Here is a 22242-nt window from a genome sequence, read left to right as displayed (position 1 = left end):
CGGCCTTTCATTTCGTTACAGGATCTTGAACGCCGGGTCAGAAAACTCCGGACCAGCAGAAGCGGAGGGGATGGGTTTACCGTCCACCGCACGTTTGATCCCGTGAATCCACTTTTTCGCGCGCTCATTCAACTGGAAAGACTTGGTCATCGATCGACCCCGCGTCACAAGGATGCCAATGTCGGCCCCTTCATAGCGGTAATCACCCGGTTGCAAGATGCGCAGGAAGAAGGCCTCGCTCTCACTCTCCACCGCACGGCGGTGATAATCGAAGCGGTCAAAGACCACGCTGCCGTCTTCTTTCATCTTATAGATGCCGGTCTCTGGCGCATCGGTGCAGATGTCGACGCTGTCGTCGGTGTGCTTGATCACCATCTGGCTCCAACCGTCGATCATCTCAGGGTCGGCCCAGCGGGCGTTCAGTTCATCCACGTCCAGATCGAATTTCTTTTTCGAGAACTCCAGAAGGTGGAACAGGAAAAGCGGCGCATCGGCATGAGCAAAGGCCGCGTGGTTGGTCATCGACGATGCGCCGGTGATGCGTGGGTTCAATTCACCCAGCCACAGGTCGCCGGTCTTCTTGTCGATCAAGAAATCCAATTCGAAATAACCGCGATAGCCTTCTTTGCGCAGCTGTTCGCCAAACTTGAAGGTCAGATCGCGCGCTTTTTCGCGGACTTTCGGCGGGAAGGCGGTGGCAAGGATCTCGTTGCCGCACCAGCCGCCGCGATAGGGGGTCAGTTCTTTGAAGCCGACCAGTTCAGTCATCAGCGGGCCGACAATCGTGCCTTCCTTGGTGGCGCAGGCCTCAATCGCCGCACCTCGGCAATCGATGCGCTTCATGATCTTGATCTCACCCTCGCCGATGATCTCGCTCTCATGGCGGCGGAAGTCAGCTTCGGATTTGATAAAGAACGTCGTGTGCCCGCTGTCGCCATAGGCCGATTGCAACACCAGATCATTGCCAATCCCGGCCTTCTCGCAGGTCTTTTTCAGATCGTCATAAGACTTCACCTCGGCCAGAACGTTCGGCACCGAGGGCACGCCTGCCTTGTTGCCGATACGCACGGTTTCGATCTTGTTGTCCATCGATTGGCGCAGCTTGGCCTTGGGGAACCAGACATCTGCGCCCAGCTCTTTTGAGAGACGCTCAGTCTCTTCGTCGAACATCAAGAAGACAAACTTGGGCTTGCCGCCACGGCGCTTGATGAAGTCGATGACCTCCTTGTGCTGCAGCAGATAGTTGTTGATGTCCTCAATGCTCTGGAATTCCGCATGAGGCTGCTCCGAGGGGCAGAAGACGTTGGGATGCTTGCCGCCGTAGCAGTCGATGTAGCAGATGTATTTGAAGTTCTTCACCCACTCATCCAACCCCAACAGGTTAAAGTTTGTGGCCGAAATAAAATAAACAGGGTCTTCGTTTCGGTGAAAGAACCGGCGGATTTCAGAGATATTTTTAAGTACTGTTGCCATGTCGTTGGTCCTTTTGGTCAAACGGGTGAAGAAGAAAGGTCTTTGCGGCGCACGCGGTTGAGCGCTTCGGTGGTAAAGACGCGCAGGCCCAGATCAGGCCGGTATCCGTGGATTTCGCTGACATCCAGCGCACGCATGAAAGCGAGAATTTCCTGACTGACGACTTGCCCGGGGACTAGGATCGGAAAGCCGGGCGGATAAGGGATGATGAAACTGGCCGAGACAACGGTCTCGCCCGCATCCATCGCCTCTTGAAGCGTGCCGTTCAGGTCAAGGTAGTCACAGTTTTTCTCGTCATAGGCGAGGAAGAACGGCGTGCGAATGTCGCCCTCGGGCGTGTCATTGGCGCGAAAAGCATCGTGGAATTTGCTGAAGTCCGGCAGCGGCGGGTAGTTCTCCATCAGGTTGGTGACGCGTCGATCGAACGACAGACGCTCCATCCGGCTGGCGTCATCCAGCAGATCGTCGAGCGATTTGGCGATCTCGACCAGCACTTCGATCAGATAGGCCACCGAAGAACGCGTGGTGCCGATGTTGGTCATGAACAACACGGTATTGCGCGAGGTTTTGTTGATCTGGATGCCGTATTTATCCATCAGGATCTGTGTCTTGAAGGTATCGCCATCCCAACCCGTGCCGCCCACCGCGAGGGTCACGCGGGTGGCATCGAGCACGAATTCGTCCTGCTCCCAGCAATCCCACATGTCGGTCCAGCCCTGTTCGGTATCGTAATAGCTGGTGACCCCGCTTTCGCGATGCGCCTCAGGGATCATGTCTCCGGCGGTCAGTACCTTGAAATACTTGCGCAGCAAGGCGTGTTCGCTGATCGCGCGGCGCATGGACATGGCCGCTTCGACCTGCCTTTGCACAAACTCGAACCCTTCGAGTTCGACCTGTCGGCGGCCCACATCGAGCGAGGCAATGATCTGGTAGTTCGGTGAGGTCGAGGTGTGGGTCATGTAAGCTTCATGGAAGCTCTGCTCGACTTCGCCTTTGAAGTCCTGATCGTTGACGTGGATCATCGAACCCTGACGCAGCGAGGTCAGCGTTTTGTGGGTCGATTGCGTGGCATAGGCACGCACCCGCGCCTGCGGCGGTGGGATCAGCCGGGTGCTCAGCAGGGTCTCGTCGTCCGCGTCTTTCAGCGTCTTTTGCTGTGCCTCATAGGCGTTAGCATGGGCGTCAGACTTGAACTTTTCGCGCAGGGTGTTGGCTGCATTCATCGCCGTGCGCTGGCGATATGTGGGACTAAACCGGGCGAAAGCGAACCACGCCTCGTCCCAGAGGAAGATGAGATCGGGCTTAATGGCCAGACATTCCTCCATCACCCGTTCGACGTTATAGACCAGCCCGTCAAAGGTGCAGTTGGTCAGAAGCAGCATCCGCACCCGGTCAAGCTTGCCGGCGGCCTTCAGCTCCAGAAGGCGTTCCTTGATCTCGCGCAGCGGCACCGCGCCATACATCGAATATTCATTCAGCGGATAGCTGTCGAGGTAGCTCACCTGCGCGCCCGCAAGCACCATGCCATAGTGGTGCGACTTGTGGCAGTCGCGGTCGACCAGCACGATGTCACCGGGCCGCACAAGCGCCTGCACCACGATCTTGTTACAGGTCGAAGTGCCGTTGGTTGCGAAAAACGTCTGTTTAGAGCCGAAAGCCCGGCTGGCCAGCTCCTGCGCCTCTTTGATCGGGCCGTGCGGTTCCAGCAAACTATCCAGCCCGCCTGAGGTGGCCGAGGTCTCTGCTAGGAAGATGTTAGGGCCGTAAAACGCCCCCATGTCCTGAATCCAATGGCTACGGGTGATCGACTTGCCGCGGCTGATCGGCATGGCATGGAAAACACCTGTCGGCTGTTTGGAATACTCCACCAGCGCGGTGAAGAAGGGCGATTTGTTGCGCGCCTGCACCCCACGCAGGATGTTGAGGTGCAGTTCCATGAAGTCTTCTTGGTTGTAGAAAACCCGGCGGCAGATACCTAGATCAAGCCCGGCGATATCCTCAACCGAGCGTTCGGTCACCAGATAGGCGTCTAACTCGGGCCGCACTTTGGCAATCATTCGGCAAAGCTCAGGGCCGTAGTTTTCAGGCTCTAGCGCGTCGATCTCATCTTGCCCTCCCGCGCGGGCGAGGTAGCGGGTCAGAATCTGCTGATCCACCTTGGATTTCAGGGTCAGACCGGGCCGCACCACGATCGCTTGAATGTTGTGGTTGAACATCACCGCAATCAGCGCGTCTTCAAGGCTGGGCACCACAACCGCCTCATAGATGAACGGGTCTTCGGTGCGGCGCATGCGGGTGACATTGCTGCGCAGCCAGCGCTCCTGCTGTTCGCTCACACTGTCGACGATCAGCACTTCGAAATAGGGCTTTGCCAGCGCCCGTGCCTCGGGCGGCAGCATGGCCTCGTCGTCGTGCTCGTCTTGATCCAGACTATCACGTTCCAGCGGGATCGTGCGGCGGCGGTAGGCGCCGGTGGTCAACGCACGGGTCACGCGGTTTACGGCGAAAGCCAGATCCTCGAAATTCCCATGAGCGAACTGGCGGCGCATGTGGTCGAAGGCGGACATGCCCGGAAAGGCCCAATAGGGCTCGATCAGGGCAAGTGAGTCGAACAGCGCCTCGATTTCCTTGCGCCCCTGCGACGCGCCTTTGCCCTTTGGGTCGCGCGACATGGCGGCGGCGGCGGCGCGCAGGGCGCTCCACCGATCCGACCGCAGTTGAATGGCCGAGGAATAGTCGTTCATAGAATGCATCAGTCGTCCTCTGCTGGAGGGCCGACCGATGCATCAGGTCACGCTTTGCGCGAACCTCGCCCCGGCCTAGCCGCTGGTATTTTCGTTGTGCCCGGGTGTTTCGAGCGTTGTCTGTGGATCGGGCATCGCCGCAGCGGGTGCTGCGGGGACCGGTGCTTGGGCCACTTCCGGCGCAGTGCCGGCGGTGGGGCTGGCAAGCGGCTCGGGTGGGAAGCCGTTCTTGCCCTTGTAAGCGGGAATTTCAGCCGGAACCTGTTGGCCCGGCACATCGACGTGCAGCCCCGCGCGGGTGCCCTGCTGTGGAATCTCAAGCGGGCCGAGGGTGTGCAGGAACGCATCCGCGCCGCTTTCGCGGTCATAGACCGGGAAGTCTGTCGGGCGATCACGGAAGGACTTAAGCAGTTGGCCCAAGCCCTTCATGCCCGTCTCGCGCTGGCGGCGCACCATGTTGAGGTCAATCTCAATCGGGAACATGTCTTCTTGGCCCGCCGACTGGTGCAAAACCATTGAGGTCGGATCGACCACGCATGATTTGCCCACACCGCCCGCGCCAAGGCCGTTCACGTCGAAAATGTAACACTGAAACTGCGCCGCCGTGGCGCGCGCAATGGCAAGCTCCGCGTCGCGGTCGGTGGTGCCGGTCAGGACGGGGTGCAACAGCACTTCGACACCCTGAGAGGTCAGCTGGCGCGTCGTCTCGGGGAACCACATGTCATAGCAGATCGACAGACCGAAGCGGCCCACTTCCGGCACGTCGAAGATGCAGAACTCATTGCCCGCCGCGATCCCGGCCTCATAGGGGCGGAATGGGAACATCTTGGCATAGCGGCGCACCACTTCACCCTCGGGGTTGATGACGACGGAGGTGTTATAGACCCGGCCATCTTCGGGGTGCTTAAGGAACATCGAGCCGGGGATCAGCCAGATCCGGTGACGCCGCGCAGCGGCCTGAAACTGCTCAATCGTCTCGTTCTCAGGCGGCAGAGCAAACCGGTCAAGCGGGCCAAAGGGCGCCAGTTCGGAGAACAACACCATCTGCGTCCAAGGGAACCGCGCCATCAAGATGTCGAGCCGCTGGATCATGCCGTCGACATTGGGCTGCAAGGCATTGACGTACATCTGCACGCCGGCAATCGCGAAAGGGGTCATGCGTGAATACTCCGACCAACGCGGCGCAATGGACCATTTCCTTGCCTATCTCCGCGAAGCACCTGTCTTACGCCCTCACGACCAGAACGGAAACAGGTGAACGGCGCACAATGCGGTCTGCGTTAGACCCAACAAGGAACTCGCGCAGGCTGTCAGGGTGTTCGGACCCCATGACAACCAGATCGGCGTTTGATTTCTTTATCGTTTTCAGCGCTTCGCGGTGGATCTTACCGAACTTAAGGTGCTGCTTCACCTTTACGTCATCAGGCACTTCACGCTCGACTAGCTTTTCAAGCGCTTTGGCCGCGCGGCCTGTGGCCTGTTTTTCGTAATCAGCAGGGAAAAACCCCTCGACCAGCGGCGTGCCCATATCCGGCACGACCGAAAGGATATGCAAGGTGCCCTTGGACAAGCGGATCATGTCTATCGCCTGTGGCAATGCATTTTCCCAAGACTTGGGGTCGCCAAGGTCAACGGTCAGTAGGATATTATCAAACATGGCGTGCCCTCCTCAGGCTGTCGCGGGCTTGCGCGTTTCGCGCGCAGCACGGCCCCGTTGCAGGAAAACAACCAGCGCCAGCAGCAAGAGCGCAGGGATGAACATCCAATACTTGCTGGGCTGCGGCACCGGTTTCAGCACGCGCAGCACCTCTTGATCCCAGTCCAGACCAGCCGATTGGGCGGGGCTATCGTAGATCACATCGTCGATGATCATCTTATCGCCATCCTCGCGGAACATCAGGCCCGAAGCCTCCAGCTTCTCTGCCCCCGTCTCGCCCGCGCCGATGGGCAGCAGCGCTACAAATTCCAGCGGATCGCCCAGATCGTTCACGCCCGAAACCCGCAACCGCAGCCGTTCGCCCGCAGGGGTTTCCTCGGCCGCCTGCACGATTTCAGCCGGGGCTTCTTCGCTATAGGGCGGATAGACCATGTCCATCCAGAACCCCGGACGGAACAACGTAAAGGCAATCAGCAGCAGCGCGATGGACTCGTAGAAACGGTTGCGGGCCAAAAACCAACCTTGGGTCGCAGCGGCAAAGAGCAGCATCGCCACCGTTGCCACCACAAAGATGAACAGCCCCTGCCCCCATGTCACACCAATCAACAGCAATTCCGTGTTGAAGATAAACAGGAACGGCAGCGCCGCGGTGCGCAGGGAATAGAAGAAGGCAACCAAGCCGGTGCGGATCGGATCACCGCCCGAAACGGCGGCGGCGGCGAAACTCGCCAAACCCACCGGCGGGGTCACATCGGCCATGATGCCAAAGTAGAACACAAAGAGGTGCACAGCGATCAGCGGCACGATCAACCCGTTCTGCTGGCCCAATGTCACGATCACTGGTGCAAGCAGCGCCGAGACGACGATATAGTTCGCCGTGGTGGGCAAGCCCATGCCGAGGATCAGCGACAGCACCGCCGTCAGGAAGAGGATGGCAAGGATATTGCCGCCCGAAAGCACCTCAACCACATCCGCCAGCGCCGAGCCGACGCCTGTCTGGCTGACTGCGCCCACGATGATACCCGCTGTCGCCGTGGCGATACCGATACCGATCATATTGCGCGCACCGGTGACGAGACCGTCGATCAGATCGAAAACACCCGCTTTCACATCGTTCAAGAACTTGCTCTCGCCCCGGAACATCGCCATCAAGGGGCGCTGTGTCAGCAGAATGAAGATCATGTAAGACGCCGCCCAGAAGGCCGAGAGGCCCGGTGACAGGCGATCGACCATCAGCGCCCAGACCAGCACGACCACCGGCAAGATGAAATGCAAACCAGACCGCGCCGTCGGGCCGGGCATCGGCAGCGATGTCACTTCGGCATTGGGATCATCCAGTTTCAGCGGTTCTTCCTTGCTCGCCACATAGAGCAGGCCGACATAGACCGCCGTAAGGAAGACAAAGATGATATAGCCCGCAGTTTCTGGGAAGGTCGGACGGATCCAGCCCATCAGGTAGTACACAGCGAAAGACAACGCGCAAATCGCGATGATCGCAAAGGCGATACCGATCAGCTGCTGCACCAGCGGCTTGGGCGTATAGGCGCGCGGCAAGCCCTGCATCCCGGCCTTCATCGCCTCAAGATGCACGATATAGACCAGCGCGATGTAGGAGATTACCGCGGGCAGAAAGGCGTGTTTGACCACGTCGAAATAGGGGATGCCGACATACTCAACCATGAGGAAGGCCGCGGCCCCCATCACGGGCGGCATGATCTGTCCGTTGACCGAGGAGGCCACCTCGACCGCGCCCGCTTTTTCGGAGCTAAAGCCCACCTTCTTCATCAACGGAATGGTGAATGTGCCGGTGGTCACCACATTGGCGATGGAAGAGCCGGAAATCAGGCCGGTCATGGCCGATGCCACAACAGCCGCTTTCGCCGGGCCGCCGCGCATGTGGCCCATGAGGCTAAACGCGACTTGAATGAAATAGTTGCCCGCGCCTGCACGGTCCAAAAGTGAACCGAACAGCACGAAGAGGAACACGAAGGAGGTCGAAACCCCAAGTGCGATGCCAAAGACGCCTTCGGTGGTGATCCACTGGTGGTTCACGATCTCCGACAGGCTGTTGCCCTTATGCGCGATGATGCTGGGCATAGATGGGCCAAGCACGGTGTAGAAGAGAAAAATGCTCGCCACGATCATCAACGCAGGCCCAAGGGCGCGGCGGGTGGCTTCGAGCAGGATTAACAGTCCGGTAACACCTGCAATATAGTCTGGCAGGATCGGCGCGCCGACGCGGTTGGCGATTTCACGGTAGAAGATAAAGAGGTAAAGCGCGCAAAAGGTGCCAACAATCGCCAATGCCCATTCCCAGATCGGAATGCGGTTTTTGGGGGAGCCAAGGAGCACTGTGGCAATGACAAAAGCCGCTGGGATCGGGATCCACCAGACGGCGGTCGAATCTTTGGTGCTGACCATAAAGAGCGCGGCAAGAACGGCAGGAACGATAACGCCAAGCGCCACCTGAAAACTGGTACGTGTGGCCGGGAACACCATAATGCCAAGGAATATGGCAAAGCCTAAGTGAATTGACCGGGCCAGCGTGTCGTTGAAAAGCCCAATGGGCGAGGCGATATAAAGCTGAAACAGCGACCATGCCAGCGCCACGAGCAGCAGCAAGGTGCCCATCAGCCCGCTGACAGTGCGGCCACCCGTGTCAGAAGAAGCGACAAGCTCGTCCAGTTCCGACTGGCTTAATCCGCCTCGGTCACCGGTCGCAGCGGTCTCAACGGCTGCGGCCTTTTGCTGGTCCTTCTCAGACATATCGTCCCCCTGTCGGCCCCATCTTAGGATGGGTGCGCATCTTGTTATTTTTCGGGTCTCTGACGGCAGCGTACCGCCGCCAGAGCTATCATGTCACGCGAAGATTACTCGATCCAGCCTTGCTCTTTGTAATACTTCTCTGCACCGGGGTGCAGCGGAGCAGACAGACCGCCCGAGATCATCTCTTCTTGGGTAAGGTTTTCGAACGCCGGGTGCAGGCGCTTGAAACGGTCGAAGTTGTCGAACACGGCCTTAACGACCTGATAGACAACATCGTCATCCACATCGGCGGAAGTTACGAACGTCGCTTTCACGCCGAAAGTTTTGATGTCGCTGTCGGTGCCCTTGTACATGCCGCCCGGCACGGTGGCCTCGGCGTAGTAAGGGTTGTTGTCGATCAGACCTTGGATCGCGTCACCGTCAACGGGGATCAGCTTGGCGTCGATGGTCGACACGGCTTCTTGGATGGAGCCGTTCGGGTGGCCCACGGTGTAGATGATCGCATCCACTTTGTTGTCGCCCAGAGCGGCAGCTTGCTCAGCAGGCTTCAGCTCGGAGGCCAGTGCGAAATCGTCCAGCGTCCAGCCCTTGGCGTCCATCACGACTTCCATGGTGGCGCGCTGACCGGAACCGGGGTTACCGATGTTGACGCGCTTGCCTTTAAGGTCGTCGAACGACTCGATGCCGCTGTCGGCACGGGCGATCACGTTGAACGGCTCACCATGCACGGAGAAGACCGCGCGCAGGTTGTCGAACTTGTCGCCTTCGAACTGCGACGAGCCATTGTAGGCGTGGAACTGCCAGTCAGACTGGGCAACGCCCATGTCCATGTCGCCCGCTTTGATCGCGTTGATGTTGGCGATCGACCCACCGGTCGAAGGCGCCGTGCACTTCAGGTTGTGATCCGCTGTGCCGCGGTTCACCAGACGGCAGATCGACTGACCGACGACGAAGTAAACGCCCGTCTGGCCACCGGTGCCGATGGTGATGAACTTTTCCTGAGCCATGGCCGCAGAGCCGGCCACCATGGCACCGGTCATCGCGAGCATTTTGAACATTTTCATAAGATGTCTCCCATTGTTATATTGGTGGCCCACCCTTTAGGCGGACACCATTGCATGCACAAGTAGAGCGCCGCAGCCTTCAGGCAACTGACCGGGCTTGGAAATTCCGCTTTACAATCAAGGCGTGACGTCAGTTATGCCCTTATTGCGGGAATCCCCCCGGTTAGAGTAGGTCGTATTGCGTTTTTGATCAATCCGGGGCCGCGGCGAGGCTGCAAAGAGCGCAAGATTGGCTAGGATATCTGTGTGCTGAGATCGGGCAGAACTGGCGCAGCAGCGATGAGCGACCGGGTATAAGCGTGCTGCGGCGCGTCAAAAACCTGCGCGGTTTCACCCGCCTCTACGATCTTGCCAGACTGCATCACCAGCACCCGGTCCGTCACGCTGCGCACGACCGACAGATCGTGAGAGATGAAAAGATAGCTTAGGTCATAATGGCTGCACAGTTCTGCCAGCAGATCGAGGATCTGCGCGCGCACCGACACATCTAATGCGCTTACGGCTTCATCGAAAAGGATCAACTCAGGTCGGATGATCAGCGCGCGGGCGATGGCGATACGCTGGCGCTGACCACCAGAGAACTCGTGGATATATTTGCGCGCATCCGCCGGGCGCAGGCCCACAGCGGTCAGCGCCTCGTCAATCGCACGGGTCCGCTCTGCCCCCTGTGGCGGGGTGTCGAGCAGATGAAAAGGCTCTGTCACCAGACGATCTACCCGGTGGCGCGGATTGAAACTACCGAAGGGATCTTGGAACACCACCTGCATTTTGCGGCGTACGGCGAGGTTCGGTTTCGTACCGGTAAAGACGGGCTGGCCATCAACGGTAATGCTGCCCTCCTGAACCGGCTCCAGACCCAAAATCGCCCGTGTCAGGGTCGATTTCCCGCAACCGGATTCGCCTACCAGCCCCAAACGTTCCCCCCGGTGCAGGGTAAAGTTGAGGTCGTCCACCGCGCGGAACGTGCCCGGCGCACCGAACAGGGTTTTGCGCGGCAGATGGTAATCGCGGCACACGCCTTTGACCTCCAGCAGCGGCACGGGCGCAGGCGGTTCAGGCAGATCGACCTTATGGCGGGAGGCTTCGAAAAGCATTTTGGTATAGGGGTGGCGCATGTCGCGCAGCAGGCTCTGGGTCTCTCCCTGCTCGACGATCTGACCCTTGCGCATGACGATGATGCGGTCGGCCATATCGGCCACGACAGCAAGGTCATGGGTGATCATCAACAGACCCATGCCATCTTCGCGCGCCAGACGGGTCAGCAGGGCGAGGATCTGTGCCTGCGTGGTGACATCCAATGCCGTGGTCGGCTCATCCGCGATCAGCAGACGGGGGCGCAGGGCGATGGCGATGGCGATCACCACGCGCTGGCGTTGCCCACCGCTCAGCTCATGCGGGTAGCGCGACAGGGGGAAGCGGTCTTGCGGCAGGCCCACGCGGGTCAAGGTATCGGCGGCGCGTGCCTCAGCCTCAGCGCGCGACACGCGCGGCTCATGCACGCGGATGGTTTCGGCCACTTGGCGGCCAATGGTCTGCACCGGGTTCAGCGCGGTCATCGGCTCTTGGAACACCATGCCGATGTCATTGCCGCGCACCCCGCACAGCGCCGCTTCGCTCATTTGGGTCAGATCATCATCGCCCAGCATCAGATGACCGGTGGTCTTGGCGCCCTTGGGCAACAGTTGCATCGCCGCCAGCGCGGTCATCGACTTGCCCGAACCGCTTTCCCCGGTCACGGCCACGATTTCACCCGGCGCGACCGAGAAGGTCACCCCATCGAGGATGCGCAGCCCGTGGATCGACAGCGAAAGGTTAGAGACATTCAAAAGCGTCATGTACGTGCCACCCTCAGACGCGGATCCAGCATGTCCCGCAGTCCGTCGCCCATCAGGTTCAGCCCCAGCACCGTCAGGATGATCGCAAAGCCGGGCATCAGGGCCATATGCGGCGCGATGCTGACCATGGTTTGTGCATCCGCCAGCATTCGCCCCCAAGACGGCACCGGAGGCTGTGCGCCAAGGCCGACATAACTCAGCCCCGCTTCGGCAAGGATGCCGAGAGAGAATTGGATGGTCCCCTGCACGATCAGCAGATTGGCGACGTTGGGCAGGATATGCTCTGCCGAGATACGGGCGGCGGATTTGCCGGCGACCCGCGCGGCAAGGATAAACTCTCTCTGCCAAAGCGACAGCGCCGCGCCACGGGTGATGCGGGCGAAAACCGGGATGTTGAAGATGCCGATGGCGATGATTGCGTTGATCGCCCCGGCACCAAAGACCGCTGTGATCAGAATGGCGATGACGATGGCCGGGAAGGCAAAGACCAGATCATTGCCGCGCATGATGACCTCATCCACAAGGCTGCCGCGCCGCGCGGCAGCCCAGAGCCCCAACGGGACGCCTGCGCCCATGCCGATGCCCACCGCCACCAGCGCCACCGCGATAGAGGTACGCGCGCCGACCATGATCATGCTCAGAATATCGCGCCCGAAATGATCGGTGCCCATGGGATGCGCCAATGAGGGGCTGTGCAGTTTGTTCGCGATGTCGAGCCCGGCATAGTCATAGGGCGTCCAGACAAAGGAAATCACCGCAGCCAATAGAAAGACCGAAGTCAGCGCAGCACCAAGGATCAAGTTGCGGTTCATGTGCGCGCCCTCAGCCGGGGGTCGACGGCGGCATAGGCCAGATCAACGAGGAAATTCACCAAGATCACCGAGAAGACCAAAAGCATCACCACCGACTCGACCACGATCAGATCCCGCGCGGAGATTGACTGGAACACCAGCCGTCCAAGGCCGGGTAGGTAGAAAACCTGCTCAATGATGATCGACCCGGCCAGCAGGAAGGAGAACTGCAAGCCGATGATCGTCAGTACCGGGATCAACGCATTGCGCAGCCCGTGCCGCCAAAGGGCCTGCCGCGCGGTCAGCCCTTTGGCCCGCGCGGTGCGCATGAAATCTTCGCCCATTACATCCAACAGGGCTGAGCGCATGACCCGCGCGAGGATCGCCGCCTGCGGCAAGGCCAGCGCAATGGCAGGAAGGGTCAGCGCGTGCAGCCCGGCAAAAAGCCCCTTGTCCCAGCCGACGAAGCCGCCCGCCGAGAACCAGCGCAGGTTGATCGAAAAAATCAACACAAGGATCATGGCGAACCAGAAGTTTGGCACCGCCACGCCCAATTGCGTCGCGCCCATTACCCCGATGTCGCCTGCCCGCCCTCGGCGTGACGCGGCATAGATGCCCGCGGGAAAAGCCACGACGACGGAAAGCGTCAGCGCATAAAGCGCCAAAGGCACCGAGACCCACAGCCGGTCGCCGATCATTTCGGTCACTGGGGTGCGATAGGTGTAAGAGGTGCCGAAATCCCCCTGCAGCATCCCGCCGACCCATTCGAGGTAACGCTCGGGCCGCGATTGATCGAGGCCGAGTTCGCTGCGCAGGGCGGCCAATGTCTCAGGCTGGGCATTCAGACCCAGCATAAAGGAGGCCGGATCGCCGGGGGCGACCTCAATAACCACAAAAATCACCAGCGACGCGACGGCGAGGCTGATGAGCAGGGAGAGAAATCTTTTCAACGCATAGCGCACCATAGCGCGGAGGTTAGGCGGCGCGGTCGGGAGGGTCCAGAGCCCGCGCGCAGTTTCGCAATGGCCACGATGAAAAACGCTGAAATTCGAGGGGCTGTACTGATAGAGCCGCGCGTTAAGGGAAAAAACGCATGCCGGACAGCCGGATTGAGACCCAGCACGCTAGGTTATCGCGGTTTCTTGCTATGCGCTGGAACCATATCCGCTATGCGGGGTTGTCTTCGGGAGAACAGAGAAAAACTGGAGATTAAAATGAAAACGACTTTGAAAACACTTGCGATCGCCGGCCTTCTGGGCACCGTTTCTGCACCCGCTTTCGCCGCTGCTCACATGGACATGGCCACCATGACATGCGCGCAATATCAAGAACTCAGCAATGAAGATAAAATGGAAGTCGCTTCCATGGCAATCGCTGAGCTTGAGGACGGCGGCCACGGTGGCTCCATGATCACCGAAACCAAGAGTGACGGTACCGAGCCAAGCGACATCACTGCCGCTGAAGCGACAGACGCTGAAGAGACAGAAGACTCCCTGATCGACGACACAAAAGCTGTCGAAGATTCTGAGTCCGCAGACGAAATGGCTGACACCGAAATGCAGCAGGCTATGGAAGACTTCGTTGTCGTCTGTAACCAGAACCCAGGTGCATTGGTAAGCGAAGCCGCAGCTGGCTTGCGCGGCAAAGACTGATAGGTCTTCGTTTTGAATAGAAAGGGCGCGCTTCACAGCGCGCCCTTTTTCGTCGTGCTTAGGTATCCCCTACATTAGTCGGCCCAGCTTACACCGCTGAGATCGGTGGCTTGGGTTGGTGCGTTCACCCACAGCCCCTGTACTTCCGCCTTGGCAATCGTCGGGAAAGCCAGCTGGAACAGGAACCCATTTACATAGTCTTCCGCGATGATTTGCTGCGCCTTGGCTAGCATCTCGCTACGCGCTGCGGGGTCTGCGGTTTTGTTGAACTCCGCGATCAAAGATTGGAACTCTGCATTGTCATATTGGAAGTAGTAATCCGGGTTGGCGTAGATGTTGATGTCCATCGGCTCGGTGTGGCTTACGATCGACAGACCGAAATCCTTGCCTTTGAAAACAGTCTCCAACCATTGCGCCCATTCGACATTGGTAATCTGCGCCTTGATGCCGACTTCGGCCAGTTGCGCGGCGATGATCTCGCCTCCTCGACGGGCATAGGAAGGGGGCGGCAGGTGCAGGGTCGTCTCAAACCCATCCGGAAAACCAGCTTCGGCGAGCAGCGCTTTGGACTTCTCCGGGTCGTATGCGCTCATCTCGGTCAGATCGGTGTAGTCGGGATTGTGCGGGGCGAAATGTGTGCCAATGGGGGTGCCATATCCAAACATCGCCCCGTCTATAATCGCCTGACGGTCAATCGCATGGGCCACAGCCTCGCGGACTTTGACGTTATCGAACGGCGCCCGTTGGTTGTTGATCGACAGGATCGTTTCGCCCTCTGTCGAACCGACAAGCACCTGAAAGCGCGGGTCTGCCTCAAACTGAGGAATGTTTTCGGGTGCGGGGAAGCCGGCGAAAACATCAACATCTTCGGCCATGACCGAGGCAAAAGCTGCTGTCGGGTCTGAGATGAATTTGAACGTCGCGCTGGCCAACGCAGGCGCGTCGCCCCAATAGTCGTCATAGCGCGACAGGGTGATTTTGTCGCCTTGGCGCCATTCGTCGAACTTGAACGCGCCGGTGCCGACGGGGGTTTGTTTGATTGCCTCGATGGATTCGGGTGCCACGATCACCGCGTCGCCCCATGCCAAGTTGAACAGCAGGTTGCCGTTGGGCTCGCTCAGCTTGACCTCAACGGTCTGTGGGTCGACGACAGTGACCTCAGAAATGGCGGCGTAGAGCGCCTTTTGCGCGTTGGCGCTGTCCTCGGCGTTGATCCGATCAAGGGTGAATTTGACGTCTTCGGCGTCCATCGTGGTGCCGTCGTGGAATGTCACACCCTCACGCAGTTTGAAGGTATAGGTCAGCCCGTCTTCGGAAATCTCCCAAGATTCGGCCAACCCCGGTACGACAGAACCATCACCCATGAACCGGGTCAGCCCTTCGAAAACATTGGTATAAAGCACCGAGTCGATGGCCCCGGCGGCGGCAGAGGTTGGATCAAGGTGTGGCGGCTCTAGCTGTAAGGCGACGGTGATGTCGTCTTTGGCAAGCGCCCCTGTGGCGGCAACAGCCAAAGCCGCAGCGGCCACCCCAGTCATTAAGCGGTTCAAACGGTTCATGAAGTTCTCCCATATTCGCGTATTTTTCTCAGAGGCTAGCTAAAACCCGCGCGGCGCGCCAGCATTCGTTGCCAAGCGCGCGCGGGAAGGGTATCGCGGGTGCTTTGCACAGGTGGCGCGCGTCAGATCATCTGTGAAAAAGGCATTAGGAGAACGCCATGGCTACGTTGGGGATCGATTTTGGAACGTCCAATACTGCCGCGGGCATTGCAGTGGATGGGGTTCCGCAACTGATCGCGCTGGAGGCCGAAGCGCAGACGCTGCCGACGGCGGTATTTTTTGATTTCGAAGCGAAGGAAATGCGCATCGGGGCTGCCGCCTCAGACGCGCTGCTGGCCGGGGCCGAAGGGCGCTATATGCGCGGGCTGAAAAGCCTGCTTGGCACACGTCTTATGCGGGAACGGCGGGTGCTTTTGGGCGAACGGCTGGATTTTATCGACATCGTCGCGCGATTTCTGGCGACGGTAAAATCACGAGCCGAGGCGGCGACGGGTTCGCGCTTTGATGCGGTGCTTTCAGGTCGTCCGGTGCGCTTTCACTCGGCCGACGGTGCGCGGGATGCCCAAGCCCTGACAGACCTGCGCGAAGCCTATGGCCGGGCCGGGTTTGACCATGTGGACTTCATGAACGAGCCAGAAGCCGCAGCGCTTGCCAATCGTGCGGCCCTGCAACCGGGGGATCTGGGTCTGGTGGTCGATATCGGCGGCGGCACCTCGGATTTCACTCTGTTCCGCCAGCGCGGCAATGATGAGATCGACATTCTGGCCAGCCACGGTATCCGCCTTGGCGGAACCGATTTCGACCGCTGGCTGTCAATCGGACGGGTGATGCCTCAGTTGGGCATGGGCAGCGAAATTCGTCATGCTTTTGGCGGCGACACCCACCTTGCGCCCAATGCAATTTTTAACGATCTGGCAACTTGGGCAAAGATCCCGTTTTTGTATGGGCCTGACACCCGCAAGGCCGCAGCAGATTTGTATAAATTCGCCGAACATCCCAAACGTCTGGCCCGGTTGATCAAAGTGCTCGACGAAGAGCTGGGTCATGACCTCGCCTTTGCCGTCGAGGCGGGTAAGATCCGTGCCAATGGCGCAGGTGCAGAGGGGGACGCGGAACCGGTGATCGACGTGTCGATGCTGAAACCCCGCGCCACGCTTCCGCTGCCGCGTGATTGGATGCGCAAACGGCTTTCCAAACAGGCCGAAAAAATCGGTGCGGCGGCAGAGGCGACATTGTACGAAGCAGGTATTGAAGCCGCGGCGGTGGATCGGTTGATCTTCGTTGGCGGGTCGAGCCTGATGGAAGTGGTCGAAGCAGCCCTGCGCGCGCGTTTCCCGCGGGCGGAACTGCACCGGGGGGCGGCGTTGACGGCGATTGTCGAGGGGTTGGCGCTGAGCAGTGCGGGGGACAAACGCGGGTGATCCGCCCGGTTGAGGGTTCGGGATCGGTATTTAAGAAAGGATAAAGATGGAAGGGGCGCCACGGGCCTGACGGCGCCCGATCTCGGTTAGGCTTTGGGAAGTAGGAGCGATTCCAGGGCGGCGGCCATGACTTTGGCGGAATCCACCATGTCGTCGATGCCGATGTATTCGTCAGGTTTATGCGCCAGTTCCAGTAGGCCGGGGCCATAGGCGATACAGTTTTTCAGCTTGCCGATCCGGTCAATGTGCTTTTGGTCATAAGTGCCGGGCGAGGCGACATATTCCGGCGCTTTGCCCATCACATCTTGGATCGCTTGGGACACCGTTTGCACCACTGGCGCTTCGCGGTCGGTCATTGACGGCAGCACCGCGTTTAGCTCGGTCAGCTCATAATCGAAATCCAAGCGGCTGGCGCGCAGCCCTTCGAGTAAGTCGGTCACTTCGCTGCGCACTTGATCCAATGGCTCTTCGGCCAGGAACCGTCGGTCGATCACGATGCGGCAGGAATCCGGTACGCAGTGGGCGGGCAGCCCGTCAAAGTCATCGGCCTGTTCGGCCTGGCCGCCGTGGATCGAGTTGATGTTCATGGTGGAGGACCGGGCCCCTTCGGGGACCACAGGCATGTCCGTACGGCGGGCGGCCATTGCCGGGAAAAGTTTGTTCTCGAACTCGTTTAGGACCGCGCCCATGTGACGCACGGCACAATCCCCAAGGAACGGCATGGAGCCGTGAGCGATTTCGCCCTTGGTTTCGATCTCTGCCCACCAGCCGCCGCGGTGGCCTAGGCAGATGCGGTCTTTGTGCAGGGGTTCGGGGATGATGACGTGCTGGACCTTTTCGGGGTTAAAAAAACCTTGTTCAGCTAGATAAGCGACACCGCCATAGCCGCCGGATTCCTCATCGGCGGTGCCGGAAATTTCAATCGCGCCTTCGAAGTCCGGGTGCGTTTCGATAAAGGCTTCGGCGGCGATGATCGATGCGGCCAGACCACCCTTCATGTCACAGGTGCCACGGCCATAGATTTTACCGTCGGAAATTTCTGCGCCGAAGGGGTCGAAGGTCCAGCCTGCGCCGACTTCAACGACATCGGTATGGCTGTTAAAGTGCACGCAATCACCGCCCCGCACACCTTCGCGGCGCGCAATGATGTTCCAGCGAGGGTATTTTTCGCTGTCGCCCGGCGTACCAAAGGCGCGGATCATCTGTGTCTCGAACCCATGTGCCGACAGGCGGCGATCAAGGTATTCGCAAATGGCGCGGTAATCCTGCCCCGGCGGGTTCAACGTCGGGATGCGGATCAGGTCTTGGGTCAGGGCGATCAGGTCGTCGCGCTTGGCCTCAATGGCGGAGGAAGTCTTGCTATTCATGGTTGCATGTTTGAACGCCCGCACGGGATTGGCAAGTGGCAAGTGACGCTTCGTCAAGAAACGATCGGCAAGCGTATACTGGCGGCAAACCGGGCGCATAGAATAGATAAGGTCGGCTTTTTGCTGTGCGCGGGGCCGCGGAGGTCTATGTTCATCATGTCCATGATTTCTAGGAAACACGCTGATGGCCCCACTGATCCAGAACAAGCCCCCTCATTCCGCCGTACAGGAGGAGGCTGAAGAACGTTCGGTCAGTGAGGCGGCGGCGCTTTCACCTAAGCTGATCTATGAGGTGATCCGGCGCGAAGGGCGTGATGAATTGAACCGCACCAACCGGTCGCTGATCTGGTCGGGAATATCTGCTGGGATGCTGATCAGCCTCTCGGTTTTGGGGGAGGCGATCTTTCGGACGTATTTGCCCGATGCAAACTGGCGGTTTCTGGTGGAGAACCTTGGCTATTCGCTGGGGTTCATCGCAGTGATCATGGGACGGATGCAATTATTTACTGAAAATACGATTACCACTGTCTTGCCGCTGATGCAGGAACGCAGCTGGCATATCTTTGGCAGTCTTTTGCGGCTTTGGGGGGTGGTTTTGGGGGCCAATGTGATCGGCGCTTTTGCGGCGGCGGCACTGTTTGTCTATACGCCCGCCATCCCTGCCGAGATTTTGCCCGCCATCATCAGTCTGTCGGACCATGCCACCGGCATGGCCCCAGCAGAAGGGTTTTGGCGCGGGATTCCTGCGGGCGTGATTGTCGCGCTGATTGTTTGGATGCTGCCCGAGGCAGATGAAGCGGCGTTTTTTCTGATTTTAACATTCACATGGCTTATCGCGGCGGGGGACTTCACACATATCGTCGCAGGCTCCGTTGAGATGGCGACACTGATCTTGCATGGCGGTTTGGGCATCAATCAGGCGATCTTTGGCTTCTTCCTGCCGGTGCTTGTTGGCAACATCATCGGCGGCACGTTGGTCTTTACCCTTGTCGCTTGGGGTCAGGTCCGCGACGATGTGGAGGATACATAACGCAAGTGGGTCCCGGCCAACGCCGGGGTCGGACTAAAAGGAATTGCTTTGGTACTGCGCAGACCTCCGACCCGACCGGCGATCTATTGGGATGCCTTTAAGGCCAGCTTGAAGCAAGCGGCGAGCGATAATCTTGCGCTGATCTCGGCCGGGGTGGCGTTTTTCGCGATGTTGTCACTTTTCCCGGCGTTAGCGGCGCTGATCGCGCTTTTGGGGCTGATCTCAGACCCGGTGGTTGTGATAGCCCAGTTGGAAGACGTACGCGGGCTGCTGCCTGACGATGTCTATGACATCATTAATACTCAGGTAACGGGTTTGGTTACCGCGCGGGCGGATACGCTCGGCTGGGCGGGTATCGTTTCCCTGCTGGTGGCGCTTTGGTCAGCGCGCGCAGGGGTCGGCGCGATGGTGATTGGGCTGAACTCTGTCTACAATGAGCGCAACCGCAATGCGGCCAAACACTACCTTCATGCGCTCCTGTTAACGGTCAGCCTTGTGGCTGTCGGGATCGTGGCGCTGCTGGCGGTGGTGGTCGCACCCATCATCCTTGCTTTTATCCCCCTTGGCCCCTTTGGCAACGCTGTGGCTGATCTGCTGCGTTGGACTGTGGCGACTGTGGTGCTCTTCGCCGGTGTTGGGGTGCTTTACCGCTTTGGGCCGAACCGGCGTGCGGCGCGGCTCCCTTGGCTCAGCAGCGGGGCGATTTTGGCCGTACTGTCTTGGGCAGTAATTTCAATTGGGTTTTCTTATTATGTCGCCAATTTTGGCAACTACAATCAGGTTTATGGTTCAATCGGGGCCGTCATTGCGATGCTGGTTTGGCTTTGGATCAGCAGCTTTTTGATCCTGTTCGGAGCCGCGCTTAACGCGCAGGTTGAACGTCGTACAAAGCCAGACAGTACCATCGGACCGGCCAAACCGCGGGGGCGGCGCGGGGCAGAGGCGGCGGACACTTTTATTGAAGTCGAGAATGAATGAAAGTTACAACAAGGGTCGCTTCTGACGGCCCTCTAGGGAGGTCATACCGACCTTCGCCAAGGCGGCAAGGTTGTTAATCTGCAATACCCTGTCGGACCACGATAGCAACTGCCGTTCCTTCAGTGCGCCGAGCGTTTTGTTGGTATGAACCACTGAAAGCCCAAGGGCATCGGCCAGATCGCGTTGCGAGTAAGGCAACGGCATCTGATTGTGAGTCACCATGCCCAGCGATTGCCCGCGTTCAAAAATCTTGACCATCGCCCAAGCGATGGCCTGTATCGCGGTGCGCTGACCGATGGTGGCAAGGACTTCGCCCATGAAGTGCTCTTCGATGGCGGCAAGCCATGTGATGTCAAAGGCGCGTTCGGGGTGGGATTTGAAGAAATTCCAAAACTCGCTGCGGTTGAAGACGCACAGTCGCATATGGGTGCGGGCCTCAACCGAATGGCCCATTTCACCCATAATGCCCGCCTGCAAACCAATGAAATCACCGGGAAAAACAAAACTAATGACCTGACGATTGCCGTTTTCCAACGTCTTGTCGCGGATGCCCATACCCGTAAGGGCGGTATAAAGCTGGGGTGCGTTCGATCCCTCCAGTAGGATCGGCGTGCCGGGCTCAACGGTCAGTTCGCCGGACTTGAACTTCTCCATGAAGCTCAGCTCTTCTTTCGACATCGGGATGAACGCATCTTTGCGTTGTAGGGGGCAATAGCGGCATTGGGTCGTCATTAGATAAAATTGCCCTCTTATGTCTTAGTTTAATGCGCGCTCAAAACGCCACCCCTACACCGAAGCCTTTGTTCACCGGGGGAAAGACCATGTCGATCGTGATCTACGAACCGGACCTGTTGGTCTGTTCAGATATAAATGAAACGCTTTCTGCTGCCTTTCCGCAATCGGAAATTAGTATTTTGGAAGCATTCGATCTCAGCAAGTTGGTGGGAAACATCAACAACACGCGGCTTGCAGTGCTGTCGTTGCGGCAAGATCAGTTGCATCAGTATTTACCTGAATTGCGTAACCTACAGGTGTGGTTTCCGGTCATTTGTATCTTGAACGATGCGCCCCGGCTGGCGAAGCCTGAACCGGGGCTGCGGTACATCACGCGCCCATTTTCAAGCAACACGCTGCTGCGTGCGGTTAACGCCGCGCTTTCTGACCAGCAGTTATGCCAGCAAGAAATGCCATAACCAGATTTTTTAGCCCGTCATGTTCGGTTGAAACTGGCGCTTCTTGCTGCTGCGGTTGACGCGAGGCGTTGCCGTCTGCGCCGGCGAGTGCAAGCAACAGAAAACCAACGCCAAAATAGGCCGCGCCAAGGATCAGCGCGGCGGTCAGGGTTGTGGTCACGGTGACGAGGTAGAGCCATGCCGCGAGCGTCAGGAACAAAAGCCCGATCAACAAAAAGATCGCAGCGCCCGCGCTTAGCATGGCGGTACGCGCTGCGCGGCGAACGGTCCCGCGCAGATGTTGCATCACCGAAGAAAGCATCTTAGCGGCGTGCCGTCACGATACCGACGAGAAAACCAATACCCGCCGCAATGCCCAATGCTGTGCCCGGCTGAGCCTGCAAAAATTCTTCGGCCTGCTTTTGGGCTTCCATCGCCTTGGCGCGGCCCGTTTCGGCAAAATCATTGGCTGCGGCGCGGGCGTTGTCACGCATCTCATCCGACTTGGCTTTGCCGTAGTCGCCCAAGGTTTCGGTCAGCGAAGCGATGTCTTTTTTGAGCAGGTCAATCTGCGACGACAGATCGTCGATTGTCAGCTCTTTTGCCGCAGCAGTTGTGGTCTTGGCCATGTGGGCCTCCTGAATGTTCATGTGATGTTAGGCAGCGCTGCCGTTAAATGCAAAGAGTTCCCTGCGCATATGTTGGCGCAAGGAACTCTTTCATTCAGACCCAG

Annotated in this window: 19 protein-coding genes; 5 read left to right on the top strand and 14 right to left on the bottom strand. The window is 58.8% G+C overall.

The window, feature by feature from the left end; translation table 11 throughout:
• Positions 1-15: 15 nt before the first annotated feature.
• The 9 genes from DSM14862_RS00820 to DSM14862_RS00780 form a co-directional block, all read right to left on the bottom strand.
• On the bottom strand, positions 16-1473 hold the full coding sequence (locus DSM14862_RS00820) for a biotin carboxylase (protein WP_007118499.1): 1458 nt from the start codon (positions 1471-1473) through the stop codon (positions 16-18).
• 17 nt (positions 1474-1490) lie between these two features.
• Positions 1491-4226 carry an aminotransferase class I/II-fold pyridoxal phosphate-dependent enzyme gene (locus DSM14862_RS00815; protein WP_007118498.1) on the bottom strand — a complete coding sequence of 912 codons (2736 nt, stop codon included), beginning with the start codon at positions 4224-4226 and terminating at the stop codon, positions 1491-1493.
• A 66-nt stretch (positions 4227-4292) separates the two neighbouring features.
• Positions 4293-5375 (bottom strand): carbon-nitrogen hydrolase family protein, encoded by a 1083-nt coding sequence (locus DSM14862_RS00810; RefSeq protein WP_007118497.1) that lies wholly within the window; start codon positions 5373-5375, stop codon positions 4293-4295.
• A 67-nt stretch (positions 5376-5442) separates the two neighbouring features.
• Complete coding sequence (locus DSM14862_RS00805) at positions 5443-5874, bottom strand: universal stress protein (RefSeq protein ID WP_007118496.1); 432 nt, start codon at positions 5872-5874, stop codon at positions 5443-5445.
• 12 nt (positions 5875-5886) lie between these two features.
• Positions 5887-8640, bottom strand: a complete 2754-nt coding sequence (locus tag DSM14862_RS00800) for a TRAP transporter permease (protein WP_007118495.1) — start codon at positions 8638-8640, stop codon at positions 5887-5889.
• 104 nt (positions 8641-8744) lie between these two features.
• A complete protein-coding gene (locus DSM14862_RS00795) occupies positions 8745-9704 on the bottom strand; it encodes a TAXI family TRAP transporter solute-binding subunit (protein WP_007118494.1) in 960 nt (319 codons plus the stop codon).
• A 233-nt stretch (positions 9705-9937) separates the two neighbouring features.
• Positions 9938-11539, bottom strand: a complete 1602-nt coding sequence (locus DSM14862_RS00790) for an ABC transporter ATP-binding protein (RefSeq protein ID WP_007118493.1) — start codon at positions 11537-11539, stop codon at positions 9938-9940.
• Positions 11536-12351, bottom strand: a complete 816-nt coding sequence (locus tag DSM14862_RS00785) for an ABC transporter permease (protein WP_007118492.1) — start codon at positions 12349-12351, stop codon at positions 11536-11538. The genes DSM14862_RS00790 and DSM14862_RS00785 overlap by 4 nt, the downstream gene beginning before the upstream one ends.
• Positions 12348-13295, bottom strand: a complete 948-nt coding sequence (locus DSM14862_RS00780) for an ABC transporter permease (protein WP_007118491.1) — start codon at positions 13293-13295, stop codon at positions 12348-12350. Before DSM14862_RS00780 ends, DSM14862_RS00785 begins: the two co-directional genes overlap by 4 nt.
• A 249-nt stretch (positions 13296-13544) precedes the next feature.
• On the opposite strand from DSM14862_RS00780, the gene DSM14862_RS00775 reads away from it, so the two are divergent.
• Positions 13545-13982: an HdeA/HdeB family chaperone gene (locus tag DSM14862_RS00775; protein ID WP_007118490.1), complete on the top strand. Its 438-nt coding sequence runs from the start codon at positions 13545-13547 to the stop codon at positions 13980-13982.
• A gap of 74 nt (positions 13983-14056) precedes the next feature.
• Here DSM14862_RS00775 and DSM14862_RS00770 read toward each other — a convergent pair whose 3' ends face one another.
• Positions 14057-15541: an ABC transporter substrate-binding protein gene (locus DSM14862_RS00770; protein ID WP_007118489.1), complete on the bottom strand. Its 1485-nt coding sequence runs from the start codon at positions 15539-15541 to the stop codon at positions 14057-14059.
• A 158-nt stretch (positions 15542-15699) separates the two neighbouring features.
• Here DSM14862_RS00770 and DSM14862_RS00765 point away from each other — a divergent pair, with 158 nt between their 5' ends.
• On the top strand, positions 15700-16962 hold the full coding sequence (locus DSM14862_RS00765; protein WP_007118488.1) for an Hsp70 family protein: 1263 nt from the start codon (positions 15700-15702) through the stop codon (positions 16960-16962).
• An 86-nt stretch (positions 16963-17048) separates the two neighbouring features.
• Here the strand turns inward: DSM14862_RS00765 and DSM14862_RS00760 are convergent, their stop codons facing one another.
• The gene (locus DSM14862_RS00760) at positions 17049-18329 is read right to left on the bottom strand and encodes an acetylornithine deacetylase/succinyl-diaminopimelate desuccinylase family protein (RefSeq protein ID WP_040700770.1); all 1281 of its coding nucleotides are present in this window, start codon (positions 18327-18329) and stop codon (positions 17049-17051) included.
• A gap of 184 nt (positions 18330-18513) precedes the next feature.
• On the opposite strand from DSM14862_RS00760, the gene DSM14862_RS00755 reads away from it, so the two are divergent.
• Both DSM14862_RS00755 and DSM14862_RS00750 read left to right on the top strand, forming a co-directional pair.
• On the top strand, positions 18514-19359 hold the full coding sequence (locus DSM14862_RS00755; RefSeq protein ID WP_007118486.1) for a formate/nitrite transporter family protein: 846 nt from the start codon (positions 18514-18516) through the stop codon (positions 19357-19359).
• A gap of 48 nt (positions 19360-19407) precedes the next feature.
• Positions 19408-20337 carry a YihY/virulence factor BrkB family protein gene (locus tag DSM14862_RS00750; RefSeq protein ID WP_007118485.1) on the top strand — a complete coding sequence of 310 codons (930 nt, stop codon included), beginning with the start codon at positions 19408-19410 and terminating at the stop codon, positions 20335-20337.
• Positions 20338-20340: 3 nt separating this feature from the next.
• On the opposite strand, the gene DSM14862_RS00745 is transcribed toward DSM14862_RS00750, so the two are convergent.
• The gene (locus DSM14862_RS00745; protein ID WP_007118484.1) at positions 20341-21069 is read right to left on the bottom strand and encodes a Crp/Fnr family transcriptional regulator; all 729 of its coding nucleotides are present in this window, start codon (positions 21067-21069) and stop codon (positions 20341-20343) included.
• A gap of 89 nt (positions 21070-21158) precedes the next feature.
• Between DSM14862_RS00745 and DSM14862_RS00740 the strand changes: the two genes are divergently transcribed.
• Positions 21159-21530 (top strand): hypothetical protein, encoded by a 372-nt coding sequence (locus DSM14862_RS00740; RefSeq protein ID WP_007118483.1) that lies wholly within the window; start codon positions 21159-21161, stop codon positions 21528-21530.
• On the opposite strand, the gene DSM14862_RS00735 is transcribed toward DSM14862_RS00740, so the two are convergent.
• Both DSM14862_RS00735 and DSM14862_RS00730 read right to left on the bottom strand, forming a co-directional pair.
• Positions 21481-21816, bottom strand: coding sequence for a phage holin family protein (locus tag DSM14862_RS00735; protein WP_165481268.1), 336 nt, complete (start codon positions 21814-21816; stop codon positions 21481-21483). The genes DSM14862_RS00740 and DSM14862_RS00735 overlap by 50 nt on opposite strands.
• A 16-nt stretch (positions 21817-21832) precedes the next feature.
• Positions 21833-22138: a DUF883 family protein gene (locus DSM14862_RS00730; protein ID WP_040700402.1), complete on the bottom strand. Its 306-nt coding sequence runs from the start codon at positions 22136-22138 to the stop codon at positions 21833-21835.
• Positions 22139-22242: the final 104 nt, after the last annotated feature.

Origin of the sequence: Sulfitobacter indolifex, from assembly GCF_022788655.1 — a bacterium.
GTDB lineage: Bacteria > Pseudomonadota > Alphaproteobacteria > Rhodobacterales > Rhodobacteraceae > Sulfitobacter > Sulfitobacter indolifex.
This window is presented reverse-complemented; position numbering and strand designations above follow the sequence as displayed.